This is a genomic window from Pseudoxanthomonas sp. OG2 (assembly GCF_014192765.1).
GTDB lineage: Bacteria > Pseudomonadota > Gammaproteobacteria > Xanthomonadales > Xanthomonadaceae > Pseudoxanthomonas_A > Pseudoxanthomonas_A beigongshangi.
This window is the reverse complement of the sequence record NZ_JACHYM010000002.1, coordinates 903,377-917,943: the sequence shown is the minus strand read 5'-3', so window position 1 is coordinate 917,943 and position 14,567 is coordinate 903,377. Positions and strand designations below refer to the sequence as shown.

Annotated in this window: 15 protein-coding genes; 9 read left to right on the top strand and 6 right to left on the bottom strand. The window is 67.4% G+C overall.

Going from position 1 to position 14,567, the window contains the following annotated elements:
- Positions 1–11: 11 nt before the first annotated feature.
- The 5 genes from FHW78_RS17320 to FHW78_RS17300 all read right to left on the bottom strand — a co-directional run bounded on the left by FHW78_RS17320 (position 12) and on the right by FHW78_RS17300 (position 4,220).
- Positions 12–1,187 (bottom strand): DUF4105 domain-containing protein, encoded by a 1,176-nt coding sequence (locus tag FHW78_RS17320; protein WP_255443331.1) that lies wholly within the window; start codon positions 1,185–1,187, stop codon positions 12–14.
- Between the two features lies 1 nt (position 1,188).
- On the bottom strand, positions 1,189–2,052 hold the full coding sequence (locus FHW78_RS17315; RefSeq protein ID WP_183643540.1) for a transporter associated domain-containing protein: 864 nt from the start codon (positions 2,050–2,052) through the stop codon (positions 1,189–1,191).
- Between the two features lie 63 nt (positions 2,053–2,115).
- Entirely contained in the window at positions 2,116–2,694 is a 579-nt protein-coding gene (locus FHW78_RS17310) for a hypothetical protein (RefSeq protein WP_183643537.1), read from the bottom strand.
- Between the two features lie 57 nt (positions 2,695–2,751).
- Positions 2,752–3,240 (bottom strand): rRNA maturation RNase YbeY, encoded by a 489-nt coding sequence (gene ybeY / locus FHW78_RS17305; RefSeq protein WP_183643534.1) that lies wholly within the window; start codon positions 3,238–3,240, stop codon positions 2,752–2,754.
- Positions 3,237–4,220, bottom strand: coding sequence for a PhoH family protein (locus FHW78_RS17300; protein ID WP_183643531.1), 984 nt, complete (start codon positions 4,218–4,220; stop codon positions 3,237–3,239). Before FHW78_RS17300 ends, ybeY begins: the two co-directional genes overlap by 4 nt.
- Positions 4,221–4,513: 293 nt before the next feature.
- Here FHW78_RS17300 and FHW78_RS17295 point away from each other — a divergent pair, with 293 nt between their 5' ends.
- The 4 genes from FHW78_RS17295 to FHW78_RS17280 are packed head-to-tail and all read left to right on the top strand — an operon-like array spanning position 4,514 to position 8,216.
- Positions 4,514–5,224 carry a TetR/AcrR family transcriptional regulator gene (locus FHW78_RS17295; RefSeq protein WP_183643528.1) on the top strand — a complete coding sequence of 237 codons (711 nt, stop codon included), beginning with the start codon at positions 4,514–4,516 and terminating at the stop codon, positions 5,222–5,224.
- On the top strand, positions 5,214–6,176 hold the full coding sequence (locus tag FHW78_RS17290; RefSeq protein ID WP_183644789.1) for an HlyD family efflux transporter periplasmic adaptor subunit: 963 nt from the start codon (positions 5,214–5,216) through the stop codon (positions 6,174–6,176). Before FHW78_RS17295 ends, FHW78_RS17290 begins: the two co-directional genes overlap by 11 nt.
- Before the next feature lie 16 nt (positions 6,177–6,192).
- On the top strand, positions 6,193–7,128 hold the full coding sequence (locus FHW78_RS17285) for an ABC transporter ATP-binding protein (RefSeq protein WP_183644786.1): 936 nt from the start codon (positions 6,193–6,195) through the stop codon (positions 7,126–7,128).
- Entirely contained in the window at positions 7,125–8,216 is a 1,092-nt protein-coding gene (locus FHW78_RS17280; RefSeq protein ID WP_183643525.1) for an ABC transporter permease, read from the top strand. The genes FHW78_RS17285 and FHW78_RS17280 overlap by 4 nt, the downstream gene beginning before the upstream one ends.
- Positions 8,217–8,322: 106 nt before the next feature.
- Here FHW78_RS17280 and miaB read toward each other — a convergent pair whose 3' ends face one another.
- On the bottom strand, positions 8,323–9,747 hold the full coding sequence (gene miaB, locus FHW78_RS17275) for a tRNA (N6-isopentenyl adenosine(37)-C2)-methylthiotransferase MiaB (protein ID WP_183643522.1): 1,425 nt from the start codon (positions 9,745–9,747) through the stop codon (positions 8,323–8,325).
- 226 nt (positions 9,748–9,973) lie between these two features.
- Here miaB and FHW78_RS17270 point away from each other — a divergent pair, with 226 nt between their 5' ends.
- The 5 genes from FHW78_RS17270 (at position 9,974) to FHW78_RS17250 (ending at position 14,542) form a co-directional block, all read left to right on the top strand.
- Positions 9,974–10,933: a lytic transglycosylase domain-containing protein gene (locus FHW78_RS17270; RefSeq protein WP_183643520.1), complete on the top strand. Its 960-nt coding sequence runs from the start codon at positions 9,974–9,976 to the stop codon at positions 10,931–10,933.
- A 175-nt stretch (positions 10,934–11,108) separates the two neighbouring features.
- Positions 11,109–11,720, top strand: coding sequence for a ubiquinol-cytochrome c reductase iron-sulfur subunit (gene petA, locus FHW78_RS17265; protein ID WP_141453682.1), 612 nt, complete (start codon positions 11,109–11,111; stop codon positions 11,718–11,720).
- Between the two features lie 3 nt (positions 11,721–11,723).
- Positions 11,724–12,986, top strand: coding sequence for a cytochrome bc complex cytochrome b subunit (locus tag FHW78_RS17260; RefSeq protein ID WP_183643517.1), 1,263 nt, complete (start codon positions 11,724–11,726; stop codon positions 12,984–12,986).
- The gene (locus tag FHW78_RS17255; protein ID WP_183643514.1) at positions 12,979–13,725 is read left to right on the top strand and encodes a cytochrome c1; all 747 of its coding nucleotides are present in this window, start codon (positions 12,979–12,981) and stop codon (positions 13,723–13,725) included. Before FHW78_RS17260 ends, FHW78_RS17255 begins: the two co-directional genes overlap by 8 nt.
- Before the next feature lie 181 nt (positions 13,726–13,906).
- Entirely contained in the window at positions 13,907–14,542 is a 636-nt protein-coding gene (locus FHW78_RS17250; RefSeq protein ID WP_141453679.1) for a glutathione S-transferase N-terminal domain-containing protein, read from the top strand.
- Positions 14,543–14,567 lie beyond the last annotated feature (25 nt).

The following is a 14,567-nucleotide window of genomic DNA, read 5'->3' as shown; positions in this document are numbered from 1 at the left end:
CGCATCCTGCGTCAGCCGGCGTGAGGCGACCGTCTGAATACATATGCGAGCGCGAGGTGGACGGGCAGCAGCAATGCAATCCACGGCTGGTTGAACTGGTAGCCGAAGGCGAAAGGCAGCCACTGCACGAACCACGCGAACAGCGCGCACAACGCGACCATCAGCAGGGTGGAACGGAACAGCCGGCCCGGATTGCGGCGGCGCAGCACGGCGATTGCGCCGGGAAGCAGAAGTACGCAGAGCGGGTTGAGCAGCAACAGGTTGTGGTTGCGCCAGGCGGCCCAGTGCTCGCTGAAACCCCACAGGTACGCCAGCAGGCCACCGGCGATCGTGCACAGCAGCCAGAACGGCAGTGCGGCCGCAGCTACTGCGCGCGGATGGCGGCGACCTGCCAGCACCAGCAAGGCCGCGAGGGCCAGGCCGGCGATCAGCCATGGCCACCAGCGCCGCGGAGCTTCGGCCGGTTCCGGCGCGATCCGGTGCGGCAGCAGGGCTTCCTCGGCCTGTACCAGCGGACGGCCGGCGGCGTTCTTCGCCTCGCGCAGGCTGTCGGCCAGGCGCATCGGAATGAAGGCTTCCTCCCAGCGCGACATCGGCTGGTCCGCCGAAGGCCCAAGGCCCAGATCGAAACCCAGCCACATCCAGGTCGCCGGCGAGGCCAGCCGCACGCTTTCGCTGCGGTAGGTGTTGCCGCGCGAGCGGCCGGCCAGCTGCGGCTTCAGCGCGCCGCCCATCGCCGCGTCCAGCGCGTCGCGCACCTGGGTGGAGCAGTTGGCGGTGAAGTAGTCGTAGCGGTAGCGCGCGTTTTCCGGCCTGGCCCGTACGGCCAGCGCCGCGGCCAGCGCCTGCGCCTGTTCCGGCGGCAGGTCCAGCCATTGCAGGCGCACCCCGCGGCCGCTGTCGCGGTACTGGGCCAGATCCTCGCCGAGCGGCAGGTCGACCAGGTAGTACTGCATCACCCCGCGCGCGAAGTTGCCGACGAAGTCGGATTCACCCGGATCGAAATAACCGAAGTTGTAGGAGGTGGCCGCGCCGGTGGCCGGATCCACCACCACGATGGCGTTGTGGCCGAAGCGTTCGAAGAACACCTCGCCCGGCTGCATCGTCGCCACCCCGATGCGCGGCGCGGCGAAGGCCGACGCCGCCAGCAGCCAGAGCGCGGCGACGAGGATCAGGCGGCGCAGCATGTCAGGCGTCGGCCAGGATGCCGACGTGGAACGCATGCACGCGGCGCGCGTCGGCCTTGGCGACACGGAAGGCGAAACGGCCCAGGGTGAGTTCCTCGCCGGTTTCCGGCAGGTGACCGATGGCGGCGGTGACCAGGCCGCCGATGGTGTCGTATTCGTCATCCAGGAAATCCGCGCCAAAGCGTTCGTTGAAATCGGCGATGGGCGTCAGCGCATCCACCACGTACTGCCCGTCGGCCTGCACCGCGATCAGCGAGGCGCCGTCCTCGGCTTCGTCGTGCTCGTCGTCGATCTCGCCGACGATCTGCTCCAGCACGTCCTCGATGGTGACCACGCCGGCGACGCCGCCGTACTCGTCCACCACGATCGCCATGTGGTTGCGCGACAGCCGGAATTCCTTGAGCAGCAGGTTGAGCTTCTTGGACTCGGGGATCAGCACCGCCGGGCGCAGCAGTTCGCGGATGCTGCCCGGGCCGTTGTCAGCGACCACGCCGCGCAGCAGATCCTTGGCCAGCAGGATGCCGAGGATCTCGTCCTTGTTGTCGCCATGCACCGGGAAGCGCGAATGGCCGGATTCGACCACCAGCTTCATCAGGTCCAGGAAGCGGCCGTCCACCGGCAGCGAGATCATCTGTGCGCGCGGCACCATCACGTCGCCCACGGTCAGCTCGGCGACCGTCAGCGCGCCTTCCATCATCCGCAGGGTGTCGCCGCCGATCAGGCCGTCGCTCTGCGCATCGCGCAGGATCGCGACCAGGTCTTCGCGGGAGGTGGGTTCGCCGGAAAACGCCGAACTCAGGCGTTCCAGCCAGCTGCGCCGTTTTTCGTGGTGCTCCGGCGCGGGGGTACTGTCGTCTTCTGACATCTCTCGGAAAGGGGCGCCCGCGGTGCGGGCGACGGGGCAGAGTCTAGCAGGCGCGGCGGACGCTCAGCCGGCGGCGGGCGCCTCGGCCGGCTCTTCCTCAAGCGGATCAATGCTGTAGGTGCAGCCGACCAGGGTCTTGCCGGGGTGGGAGGTGACGTTGGAGACGTTGAGTACCGCCGAGCGGACCAGGGCCGCGCCGGTGGCCGGATCGCGGACCTCCTCGCTGACCAGTTCCTTGCCGAACATGGCCTTGTCGGGTGTATCGACCGCCGTTTCCAGTTCCAGTTGCCGGGCCAGCGGGCGCGGGTCCGGCAGGTCGAGCACCGCCATCACGCTGGAACCGGCGAAGGCGATGCGACGGGTGGGATGGCCGAACACCGTCAGCGGCGCGGCCAGTTCGTATTCGCTGAGGAACATGTTGGCCTGGGGCAGCGGCCGCCAGCCCAGCGCGACCGCCTTCAGCGGATCCTGCTGCGCGACCGCCAGCGCCATGAATTCCTCCGGCTGGCCCTGGCAGGCGATCAGCCGGGCAAGGTCGACCTTGGCGGGATCCGGCTCCGCCGCCTGTTCCGATGCCTGCGCAGGCGCGCCGCCGGCCGCGGCCAGCAGCAGGAGGACGAGAGCGGAACGGGCAGGACGCATGTGACGGATCCGGAACATCGGGAAAGCGCGAAGCGTAGCGGCTGCGCACGGCCGGGACTACTGCTCGGCGTAGGGATCGTCGATGCCCAGTTCGGCCAGGATCTCGCGTTCCAACTGCTCCATGCACTCGGCTTCCTTGTCGTCCTCGTGATCCCAGCCCAGCAGGTGCAGGGTGCCATGCACGGTGAGATGGGCGTAGTGGGCGGCGAGGGGTTTCTTCTGCTCGCGCGCCTCGCGCGCCACCACTGGCGCACAGATCACCAGGTCGCCCAGCAAGGGCATCTTCACGCCCTTGGGCAGCTTGACGCCCTCGGCGACGTCGGCCGGGAAACTCAGCACGTTGGTGGCGTAGTCGCGGCCACGGTAGTGCCGGTTGAGCGCGCGGCCTTCCTTGCTGTCGACGATGCGGATGGCCAGGTCGGCCTCGCGGATGCGCCCGTGCAGCGCCGCCGCCACCCACTTGCGGAAGCTGACCGCCGCGGGCAGGCCCGCGCGCGGCAGCGCGTAGCTGACCGAAACCTCCAGCCGTGTCGGACCCTGCGTCATGCCGGACCTGTCTCCGAATCCTTGCCCTCGCGCGCATCGTAAGCCTGGACGATGCGCGCGACCAGCGGATGCCGGACCACGTCGCGGCTGCTGAAGAAGGTGAAGGAGATGCCGTCCACGTTGCGCAGCACGTCCAGCGCGTCCTTCAGCCCGGACTTCTGGTGGCGCGGCAGGTCGATCTGGGTCAGGTCGCCGGTGACCACCGCGGTGCTGCCGTAGCCGATGCGGGTCAGGAACATTTTCATCTGCTCGATGCTGGTGTTCTGCGCCTCGTCGAGGATGACAAACGCATCGTTAAGCGTCCGTCCGCGCATGTAGGCCAGCGGTGCGATCTCGATCACGTTCTTCTCGAGCAGCTTGACCACCTTCTCCACGCCCAGCATCTCGTACAGGGCGTCGTACAGCGGGCGCAGATAGGGATCGACCTTCTGGGTGAGATCACCGGGCAGGAAGCCCAGCTTCTCGCCGGCCTCCACCGCCGGGCGCACCAGGATCAGCCGCTGCACCCGCGATTCGTTCAGCGCCTCGACCGCGCTGGCCACGGCCAGGAAGGTCTTGCCGGTGCCGGCCGGGCCGATGCCGAAATTGATGTCGTGGGTGGCGATGGCGTGCAGGTAGTTGGCCTGGTTGGCGCCACGCCCGCGCACGGTGCCGCGCTTGACCTTGATCGCCACTTCCTGCGGTTCGAAGCCGCCGGCGGCGACGTGGTCGACGTTGGCGTCGTTGAGGCGCAGATGGATGGCCTCGCTGTCGAAGGTTTCGCTGGCGGTTTCCTCGTAGAGCGAGCGCAGCAGTTTCTCGGCGGCGGCGACCGCCTTTTCCGGGCCGGTGACCCGGAAGACCGCGCCGCGGTTGGCAATCTCCACGCCAAGGCGCAGCTCGATCTGGCGCAGGTGGGCGTCGAACGGGCCGGTCAGGTTGGCCAGGCGTTCGGCGGTTTCGGGTTCCAGGGTGAATTCGCGTTTGCTGGGTGCAGTCATGGGAAGCGGAGGAAATGGCCTTGCCGCGGCGGACGGGCCGAAGACGGCCGGCGGTGCCGGACGGGCAGGGCGGAATTGGAAATGGGGAACGGCCGCTTCGATGTGGAGCGGGCACGGCGGATTTGCAAGCGGCAGATCAGCGGAAGTGCGGGATCACGGCGGCGTTCTCGACCGAGGTGTCTGGAGCGGAAGGTTAAACCGCTGACCCCGTCCGCGCCACATGGAAGGCCGGACGGCGACCGTCCGTCGGCTCGGTCTTGCATTAATTAAATGATGAATTAAATAATGCGCGCATGCCGAAATCACCCACTCCCTCCCGTTCCCGCACGTCCGCCGCCGAAAGCGCGCGCGGCGCCGCCGGACGCCGCAAGCGCGCCCCCGGCCGGCCCGGAGCCGATCAGGCCGATCAACGCGAACGCCTGCTCGACGCCGCGCTGGCCTGCTTCGTCCGCCAGGGCATCGCGGCGACCTCGCTGCGCGACATCGCCGGCGAGGCCGGGGTGACCCCGGCGCTGGTGCATTACTACTTCGGCGACAAGCCGCAGTTGCAGCAGGCGGTGGTGGCCGAGCGGCTGTTGCCGGTGGTGGCGCAACTGCGCGAGCCGGTCAGCCAGGCGGGTGACGACGTGGCCGCCCTGATCGCCGCGTTCGTGCAAGGCGTTGGCGGGCTGGTCGCGCGCCATCCCTGGCTGCCCACCCTGTGGGTGCGCGAAGTGCTGTGCGAGGGCGGCGCGCTGCGCGACCTGCTGATCGAACAGGTGGGTCCGATGCTGCCGCGGATGATGTCCGGGCGCTTCGCCGAAGCGCAGAGGCAGGGGCGGTTGAACGCCGATCTCGATCCCCGCCTGCTGATGGTCTCGCTGGTCGGGCTGACCTTCTTCCCGCTGGCCAGCGCGCCGATCTGGCGCGCGCTGTTCGGTGCCGGCGATGTCGATTTCGATGACCTGCGCCGGCACACGCTGGTGCTGCTTGATCGTGGACTGGAGCTTGACGATGCGAAGTGAGCGCAACCTGATCGCCGCCTGCGCGCTGCTGGCGCTGGCGGCCTGCAAGCCGGCCACGCCGCAGGCGCTGGGAACGCTGGAATGGGACCGGGTGACCCTGCCCGCGCCGGTGGCCGAGAGAATCGTGCGCATCGACGTGCGCGAAGGCCAACAGGTCGCGGCCGGCGCGCCCCTGCTGCAGCTCGAACTGACCCGCACGCAGTCGCAACTGGAAGCGGCGCGCGCGCAGGCCAGGCAGAGTCGCGACGTGCTGTCGGAGCTGCAGGCGGGACCAAGGGTGGAAGCCATCGCGCAGGCGCGCGCCGCGCTGGCCGCCGCGCAGGCGCAGGCCAGTGACACCCGCGCCTACTTCAATCGGCTGCAACCGCTGGGCAGGCAGCAACTGGTCGCGGCTTCCGAAGTGGATCGCGCCCGCGCCGCCGCCGACAACGCCGCCGCGCAGGTGCGTTCGGCGCAGGCGGCATTGCTGGAACTGGAGCGCGGCACCCGCCGCGAGCAGGTCGCGCAGGGCGAAGCGGCGCTTGCCGCCGCCGAGGCGCAGGCGGCGGTGCAGGCCGTCACCCTGGACAAGCTCAACGTGGTGGCGCCGCGCGCCGGGCGCGTGGACAGCTTGCCGTATCGCCTGGGCGATCAGGCGCCGATTGGTGCGCCACTGGCGGTGATGCTGGTCGGCGAGGCACCGTATGCGCGCATCTACGTGCCGGAACCGCTGCGCGCGCGGGTCAAGGTCGGCGACGCGGTGCGCGTGCACGTGGACGGCCGCGAACAGGTGTATGCCGGCAAGGTCAGGATGATTCGCAGCGAGCCGGTGTTCACCCCGTACTACGCGCTGACCGGCAAGGACGCCGCGCGCCTGAGTTATCTGGCGGAAGTCAGCCTGGGCAAGGACGCGGCGGAACTGCCGGCGGGTTTCCCGGTGCGCGTGGAGTTCGGCGATGGCCACGGCAAGTGACGCCGACGGCCTGGCGATCCAGGCGCGCGGGCTGACCAAGCGTTTCGGCCCACTGGTCGCGGTGAACGCGGTGGACCTGAGCGTGCCGCGACGCCACGTGTATGGATTCCTCGGGCCCAACGGTTCCGGCAAATCGACCACCATCCGCATGCTGTGCGGCCTGCTGACGCCCAGCGCGGGCGAGATCGAGGTGCTGGGCCTGCGGATTCCCGAACAGGCCGAGCAGCTGCGCACGCGCATCGGTTACATGACCCAGAAGTTCTCGCTGTTCGAGGACCTGAGCGTGCGCGAGAACCTGGAATTCCTCGCCGCCGTGCAGAACCTGTCGAAAGCCGAGGCACGCAAGCGCATCGACGAACTGGTCGAGCAATACCACTTCCAGGATCGGCAGAAGCAACTGGCCGGCACCATGAGTGGCGGCCAGAAGCAGCGCCTGGCGCTGGCCGGCGCGGTGATCCACCAGCCGGAACTGCTGTTCCTGGACGAGCCCACCAGCGCGGTGGATCCGGAATCGCGCCGCGATTTCTGGGAGAAGCTGTTCGAACTGGCCGACGCCGGCACCACGATCCTCGTGTCCACCCATTACATGGACGAGGCCGAGCGCTGCCACCGCATCGCCATCCTCGATCGCGGCGTGCTGGTGGCCGATGGCACCCCGGCGGATCTGACCGGCGAACTGGCCGGACGCACGCTGGCGGTGGACGCGGAACAGCCGCGCCAGGCGCAGAAGGTCCTGCTGGGCCTGCCCGGCGTGATCAGCGTGGCCCAGATCGGCAATACCCTGCGCGTGCTGATGGCGGGCAATGGTGATGCCGCCGGGCGGGTCGCCGCGGGACTGCGCCAGGCGGGCATGCAGGCGGAGGTCACGCCTTCGCAGGCCAACCTGGAAGACGTGTTCGTCGCCGCCACCCGCGGCCGCCCCGATCAGGACGGGCAGGAGCGTGCGGCATGATCTGGCGCAGGCTGTCGGCGGTGATGCTGAAGGAAGTGCGGCAGATGCGCCGCGATCGCATCACCCTGGCGATGATCGTCGCCATCCCGGTCATGCAGTTGCTGCTGTTCGGCTACGCCATCAACACCAACCTGCGCGACCTGAAGGCGGGCGTGGCCGACCAGGCGAACACCACGGCCTCGCGCGCGATGGTCATGGATATCGTCGCGACCACGGTGATCAAGCCGACCCTGGCCGCACGCACGCCGCAGGAACTGATGGAAGCCATCCGGCGCGGCGAGATCAGCCTGGGCATCGTGGTGCCGCCGGATTTCGAGCGCCGTCGCGCCGAGGGCCGCGAACAGGTGCAGATCCTGGTCGACGGCAGCGACAACGCGGTGCAGAGCGCGGCCGCCCAACTGGCCCAGATGCCCGCCGATACCGCGGTCCGCGCGGTGGTTCCGGTCGAGCGCCCGATCAGTGTGGTGGCGTTCTACAACCCGGAACGACGCTCCGCGGTGAATATCGTGCCGGGCCTGATTGGCGTGATCCTGACCATGACCATGGTGCTGTTCACCGGAGTGGCCATCGTGCGCGAACGCGAACGCGGCAACATGGAACTGCTGATCGCCACGCCGGTAAGCAGCGCCGAGCTGATGATCGGAAAGGTGCTGCCCTACATCGCTATCGGCCTGATCCAGACCACGGTGGTGCTGGCACTGGGCATGTGGCTGTTCGACGTGCCGCTCAACGGCAGCGTCTGGCACGTCTACGTGGCGGCGATCCTGCTGATCGCCGCCAACCTGACCCTGGGCCTGCTGATTTCGACCCGCGCGCAGTCGCAGTTCCAGGCGATGCAGATGACCTTCTTCGTGTTCCTGCCGTCGATCCTGCTGTCGGGCTTCATGTTCCCGTTCTCGGGCATGCCGCGGCCGGTGCAGTGGCTGGCGGAAGCATTGCCGCTGACCCATTTCCTGCGCCTGATCCGCGGCATCATGCTGCGCGGCGCCAGCCTGTGGGAGCTGTGGCCCGACGTGCTGGCCTTGCTGGCCTTCACCACGGTCATGATGTCCGCCGCCATCCTGCGCTTCCGCAAGCGGCTGGATTGAACACCCTTCTTTTCGGAACAACTCCTGTGGGAGCGACGTAAGTCGCGATGCTCTTCGCTCGCGGAGTCCGAATTCGCGACTTACGTCGCTCCCACAAGAGAGGTTTTCAAGCCGCGTTCTCGTCCACCGTGGCCACCCGCCCGCGCAGCGAATTGGTCAGCGCCTCGGTGATCACCACGTCGACGAACTGGCCGATCATCCGCGCGTGGCCTGGGAAGTTCACCGAGCGCATGTTCTCGGTCTTGCCGGTCAGTTCGTTCGGATTCTTGCGCGAGGGACCTTCCACCAGCACCGACTGCACGCTGCCGACCATCCGTTGCGAGATGCCGGCGGCGTAGGCGTTGATATGCGCCTGCAACTGCTCCAGGCGGGCGTGCTTGGTCGACTCGGCGGTGTCGTCTTCCAGATCCGCGGCAGGGGTGCCGGGCCGGCGCGAGTAGATGAAGGAGAACGACTGGTCGAAGCCGACGTCCTCGATCAACTTCATGGTCTTCTCGAAATCCGCATCGGTCTCGCCGGGAAAGCCGACGATGAAGTCAGAGGAGATCGAGATGTCCGGCCGCACCGCGCGCAACTTGCGGATCTTCTGCTTGAACTCCAGCGTCGTGTAGCCGCGCTTCATCGCCGCCAGGATGCGATCGCTGCCGGCCTGCACCGGCAGGTGCAGGTAGTTCGCCAGTTGCGGAACGTCGCGGTAGGCCTCCACCAGCGAATCGCTGAACTCCAGCGGGTGCGAGGTGGTGAAGCGGATCCGGCCGACGCCCTCGATCTCGGCGATGGCGCGGATCAGCAGGCCCAGGTCGGCCACTTCGCCGTCGCCATAGGGACCTCGGTAGGCGTTGACGTTCTGGCCCAGCAGGTTGATCTCGCGCACGCCCTGGGCGGCCAGTTGCGCCACTTCCACCAGCACGTCCTCGAACGGCCGGCTGACTTCCTCGCCGCGGGTGTAGGGCACCACGCAGAACGAGCAATACTTGGAGCAGCCTTCCATGATCGAGACGAACGCGCTCGGGCCTTCGGCGCGCGGCTCGGGCAGGCGATCGAACTTCTCGATTTCCGGGAAGCTGATGTCCACCTGCGGCCGGCCTGACTGGCGGCGCTCGCGGATCAGCTCGGGCAGGCGATGCAGGGTCTGCGGACCAAACACCAGATCCACGTAGGGCGCGCGCTTGACGATGGCTTCGCCCTCCTGCGAGGCCACGCAGCCGCCCACGCCGATCAGGACCGGCTTGCCGTCCTTCTTCAGCGACTTCCAGCGGCCAAGCTGGCTGAACACCTTTTCCTGCGCCTTCTCGCGGATGGAACAGGTGTTGACCAGCACCACGTCGGCTTCTTCGGGGTTGTCGGTCAGTTCCAGGCCTTCGGCGGCGGCCAGCACGTCGGCCATCTTCGCCGAGTCGTACTCGTTCATCTGGCAACCGTGGGTCTTGATGAACAGCTTGCCGCGGGCCGGCGCGACGGCCGGACGGGCGGGGGAGGCGACGGGCGGCTCGCCCGTCAGGGCGGTATCGGGGGCTTGCGTCCCGGTCATGGCGCTTATTCCAGTCGGGTGGGCGGGCGGAAACCGCATAGTTTACGCGGGGCGGTCCGGTTCCGCGCCGATTCGGCGTTGAAGGTGAGGAACACGCCCGTCGGGGCGGACGCGCGGGCGGGATGCGGAGTGGATATCCGGATCCCGGACCCACTGCACAGATTCGAGGATTCCTTTCTTGGACAAGGACTTGGCAATCACTCCCGGATCCGGGACACTGCCCCGCATGAGGGGGACGCTACTGCCATTGGGGATGCTGGCCGCGCTTGCCTGCGCGGTGCCGGCCGCGAGTGCCGGCACGCTGTACAAGTGCACCGGCGCCGATGGCGTTCCCGCCTATGTCAGCAAGCGCGTCAGCGGTGCCCGCTGCGAGGTGATCAGCCAGTACACGCCCGAGCGTGGCGGCCGCCGGGTTTCGTCCGTGTCCCGCCCGGCCGATGCTTCCACCCTGTCCGCGCCGGCGGCCCCGCCGACCCGGCCCGGAACCGCGATGGGCGGCACGACCAGCGCGGCCGCTCCGGTCACGACCGCGGCATCGGCGACACCGACGGCGATCACCCCGGCACCGCTGCCGGCCGCCAATCCCGCGGGCGGAACCCGCCGGGTGGTCAGCGGACAGGTCTACTCCTACATCAAGGATGGCGTGCGCCATTACACCAGTGCCCGTCCGCGCGGCGGTGCCGGTGCGGTCGCCAGCCTGCGCACCATCAAGTACAGCTTCATCGAAACCTGCTTCGCCTGCGGCAACCCGGGACTCAACTTCGGGACCCTGCGCCTGAACACCGCGGCCTACCAGGCCGAGATCGCCGCGGCGTCCCGCGAATTCGGGGTCGACGAGGCGGTGATCCGCGCGATCATGCACGCCGAATCCTCGTACAACCCGATGGCCCTTTCCCACGCCGGAGCCCAGGGCCTGATGCAGTTGATGCCGGCCACCGCGCGACGGTTCGGTGTCAGCGACGCCTTCAACGCCGGCCAGAACATCCGCGGCGGCGTGCAGTACCTGTCCTGGTTGCTCAAGCGCTTCAACGGCGACCTGCGCCTGGCCGCGGCCGGCTACAACGCCGGCGAGGGCGCGGTGGACCGCCACGGCGGGGTGCCGCCATACCGGGAAACCCAGCGCTACGTCGAGCGGGTGGCGGTCCTGGCGGATCGCTATCGCGGCAACATCGCCGCCGCGCGTTGACGCGGAATCCCGCCGCGCGGCGGGTTCGGACCGTCGCAAACCCTTGATCCACGGCAAAACGTTGTCGGTCGGTTAAGGCTTCCGCTACACTTTGCTGTCTTTGCGGCCCGCCCCGAGCTTCGGGCGCGGGTGCTGGCAGCCTTTTAGCTACCTGATTGTTTTGCGGAGTGCCGGAATGGCCAACGATGGGGTCAATGGGCCTGTGAATACAGGCCGACGCCGGTTTCTGACTGCGACCACGGCTGTGGTTGGTGCGGTCGGAGCCGGTTTCGCAGCAGTACCGTTTATCAAGTCGTGGAATCCGAGTGCGAGGGCCAAGCTGGCCGGCGCCCCGGTGACCGCCGACCTCACCGGCCTGCAGGAAGGGCAACGCCTGATCCTGGAATGGCGCGGCCAGCCGATCTGGATCGTCAAGCGCTCCAAAGCGATCCTGGACGCGCTGCCGACCCTGGACAGCCGCCTGCGGGATCCGGAGTCCAAGAACACGGACCAGCAGCCGGCCTACATCAAGGGCGAGACGCGCTCCCTGAAGCCGGAAATCTCCGTGCTGGTCGGCCTGTGCACCCACCTGGGCTGCTCGCCGGAAATGGTCGCGGAAATCCGTCCCGAGCCGTACGACCCGGACTGGAAGGGCGGCTATTTCTGCCCCTGCCACAAGTCGCGTTTCGACATGGCCGGCCGCGTGTTCCAGGGCGTTCCCGCCCCGACCAACCTGGTGGTGCCGCCGCACTACTACGAGAACGACACGACGATCGTGATCGGCGTCGATCCGAAGGGAGCTGCGTAAGCCATGTCGAACATCATTACCCGTACCGCCGATGGCGTGATGGATTGGTTCACTGCGCGTGCGCCGAGTTTCATGCCGTTCTACCGGAAGCACATGTCGGAGTACTACGCTCCGAAGAACTTCAACATCTGGTACATCTTCGGCGTCCTGTCCTCGATCGTGCTGGTCAACCAGATCCTGACCGGCATCTTCCTGACGATGCACTTCAAGCCGAGCGCCGCGGAAGCGTTCGCCTCGGTCGAGTACATCATGCGCGACGTGGAGTGGGGCTGGCTGATCCGGTACATGCACAGCACCGGCGCCTCGCTGTTCTTCATCGTCGTCTACCTGCACATGTTCCGCGGGTTGATGTACGGCAGCTACCAGAAGCCGCGCGAGATGGTGTGGATCCTGGGCATGCTGATCTACCTGGTGCTGATGGCCGAAGCCTTCATGGGCTACGTGCTGCCGTGGGGCCAGATGTCGTTCTGGGGCGCCAAGGTGATCATCTCGCTGTTCGGTGCCATCCCGGTGATCGGCAACGGCCTGACCGAGTGGATCATGGGCGACTACCTGCCCGGCGACGCCACCCTCAACCGCTTCTTCGCCCTGCACGTGATCGCGCTGCCGCTGGTGCTGTTGCTGCTGGTGGTGCTGCACATCTTCGCCCTGCACGAAGTCGGCTCCAACAACCCCGACGGCGTGGAAATCAAGAAGGGCCCGAAGGGCAACCGCTGGTCGCCGACCGCGCCGGCCGACGGCATCCCGTTCCACCCGTACTACACGGTCGGCAAGGACCTGTTCTACGTGTGCATGCTGGTGATGGTCGCCGCGTTCATCATCTTCTTCGCGCCGGCCTTCGGTGGCTGGTTCCTGGAACATGACAACTTCACCGAGGCCAACCGCCTGGTGACGCCGGAGCACATCAAGCCGGTGTGGTACTACACCCCGTACTACGCGATGCTGCGCGTGGTCCCGCACAAGCTGAGCGGCGTGCTGGTGATGTTCGGCGCCATCGCGATCCTGTTCCTGGTGCCGTGGCTGGACCGCGCCAAGGTCAAGTCCTACCGCTATCGCGGCAAGCTGTCGTGGGCCCTGCTGCTGGCTTTCGCCGTCAGCTTCCTGTGGCTGGGCAAGATCGGCGCCGGCCCGGGTACCGACATGGTCGAGACCTACATCGGCCGCGTGCTGACCGTTTACTACTTCCTTTTCTTCCTGACCATGCCGCTGTGGACCAAGTTCGACAAGACCAAGCCGGTGCCGGAACGGGTGACGACGCATGACTAAGACCTTGACTTCCCGGCTAGCCGTATTCGCCAGCGGGTTGCTGATCTCGTTCTCCGCGCTGGCCGCCGAGGGCGGCGACAAGCTCCAGGCCGGCAACGACCTGAGCGACCGCGCCTCGCTTCAGCGTGGCGCCCAGCTGTACATGAACTACTGCTCGGGCTGCCATTCGCTCAAGTACCTGCGCTATTCGCGCATGGCCGAGGATCTGGGCCTGACCGAAGAAGAGGTAATGAACAACCTCAACTTCACCGGCGCCAAGTTCGGCGAGCAGATCCAGGTATCGATGCCGCACGACCCGGCAGGCAAGTGGTTCGGCAAGATGCCGCCGGATCTGAGCACCATCTCGCGTGTCCGCGGCAGCGACTGGATCTACACCTACCTCAAGTCGTTCTACCTGGACGAGTCGCGTCCGCTGGGCTGGAACAACAAGCTGTTCCCGAACGCCTCGATGCCGAACCCGTTCTGGGAACTGCAGGGCCTGCAGCACGCCGAGTATGGCAAGCCCGACGCGGCCACCGGCGAACGCCACGTCGAATCGCTGAAGCTGACCCAGCCGGGTCGCCTGAGCACGCAGGAGTTCGATCAGGTCGCGCGCGACGTGACCAACTTCCTCGAGTACGCCGGCGAGCCGGCGGCCCTCAAGCGCCAGAGCCTGGGCGTGTGGGTCGTGCTGTTCCTGGCGGCGCTGTCGTTCCTGGCCTATCTGCTCAAGCAGGAGTACTGGAAGGACGTGCACTGACACGTCCGGCGCTCCCTGATGCCGTCCGGCCGCATACGCCGGGCGGCGGGGCAATGCCCGGTGGCATGGTAGCCGCTTGGCATTTTCCTGAAGGGATTGCACACTCGGGGACCGTGGCGACCGCCGGCAAGGGGCTGGCGGCGTCGGTGCGATCGGCGGATTCCGATCGTCGGAGAGCCTGATGGCTGCGAGTCCACGTATGCGCAATACACTGACTTTGTTTTCCTCCATCGATGACGTGCTGTGCCATCGGGTACGGCTGGTGCTGGCCGCCAAGGGCGTCAGCTACGACTTCGTGCCGGTGGATCCGCAGAACCCGCCCGAAGATCTCATCGATCTGAATCCCTACCATTCCGTGCCCACGCTGGTGGAACGGGATCTGGTGCTGTACGCCGCCTCGGTGGTCAGCGAATACCTGGACGAACGCTATCCGCATCCTCCGCTGATGCCGGTGGATCCGCTTTCGCGCGCGCGCCTGCGCCTGGCGATGCTGCGCATCGAGCACGACTGGGTGCCGCAGGTGCAGGCCATCCAGCTGGGCAACAAGCAGCAGGCCGAGGCCGGCCGCAAGCGCCTGAAGGAACTGCTGACCGCGTCGGTGCCGCTGTTCAAGGCGAGCAAGTTCTTCCTCAACCCCGAAATGAGCCTGGCCGATTGCGCCATGGCGCCGATCATCTGGCGGCTGCCGTCGCTGGACATCCCGCTGCCCAAGGATGGCAAGGCCATCGAGGACTACGGCAACCGCATCTTCCGCAATCCCGGCTTCATCCGCAGTCTCACCGACGCGGAGAAGAAGCTGCGCGACATCCCGAACTGAATCCGGGACGACGCGAGTGAAGTCG

Bases quoted from the DNA above. Each gene is read 5' to 3' on its own strand.
- FHW78_RS17320 (WP_255443331.1), bottom strand. From the start codon at position 1,187: ATGCTGCGCCGCCTGATCCTCGTCGCCGCGCTCTGGCTGCTGGCGGCG.
- FHW78_RS17315 (WP_183643540.1), bottom strand. From the start codon at position 2,052: ATGTCAGAAGACGACAGTACCCCCGCGCCGGAGCACCACGAAAAACGG.
- FHW78_RS17310 (WP_183643537.1), bottom strand. From the start codon at position 2,694: ATGCGTCCTGCCCGTTCCGCTCTCGTCCTCCTGCTGCTGGCCGCGGCC.
- ybeY (WP_183643534.1), bottom strand. From the start codon at position 3,240: ATGACGCAGGGTCCGACACGGCTGGAGGTTTCGGTCAGCTACGCGCTG.
- FHW78_RS17300 (WP_183643531.1), bottom strand. From the start codon at position 4,220: ATGACTGCACCCAGCAAACGCGAATTCACCCTGGAACCCGAAACCGCC.
- FHW78_RS17295 (WP_183643528.1), top strand. From the start codon at position 4,514: ATGCCGAAATCACCCACTCCCTCCCGTTCCCGCACGTCCGCCGCCGAA.
- FHW78_RS17290 (WP_183644789.1), top strand. From the start codon at position 5,214: ATGCGAAGTGAGCGCAACCTGATCGCCGCCTGCGCGCTGCTGGCGCTG.
- FHW78_RS17280 (WP_183643525.1), top strand. From the start codon at position 7,125: ATGATCTGGCGCAGGCTGTCGGCGGTGATGCTGAAGGAAGTGCGGCAG.
- miaB (WP_183643522.1), bottom strand. From the start codon at position 9,747: ATGACCGGGACGCAAGCCCCCGATACCGCCCTGACGGGCGAGCCGCCC.
- FHW78_RS17270 (WP_183643520.1), top strand. From the start codon at position 9,974: ATGAGGGGGACGCTACTGCCATTGGGGATGCTGGCCGCGCTTGCCTGC.
- petA (WP_141453682.1), top strand. From the start codon at position 11,109: ATGGCCAACGATGGGGTCAATGGGCCTGTGAATACAGGCCGACGCCGG.
- FHW78_RS17260 (WP_183643517.1), top strand. From the start codon at position 11,724: ATGTCGAACATCATTACCCGTACCGCCGATGGCGTGATGGATTGGTTC.
- FHW78_RS17255 (WP_183643514.1), top strand. From the start codon at position 12,979: ATGACTAAGACCTTGACTTCCCGGCTAGCCGTATTCGCCAGCGGGTTG.
- FHW78_RS17250 (WP_141453679.1), top strand. From the start codon at position 13,907: ATGGCTGCGAGTCCACGTATGCGCAATACACTGACTTTGTTTTCCTCC.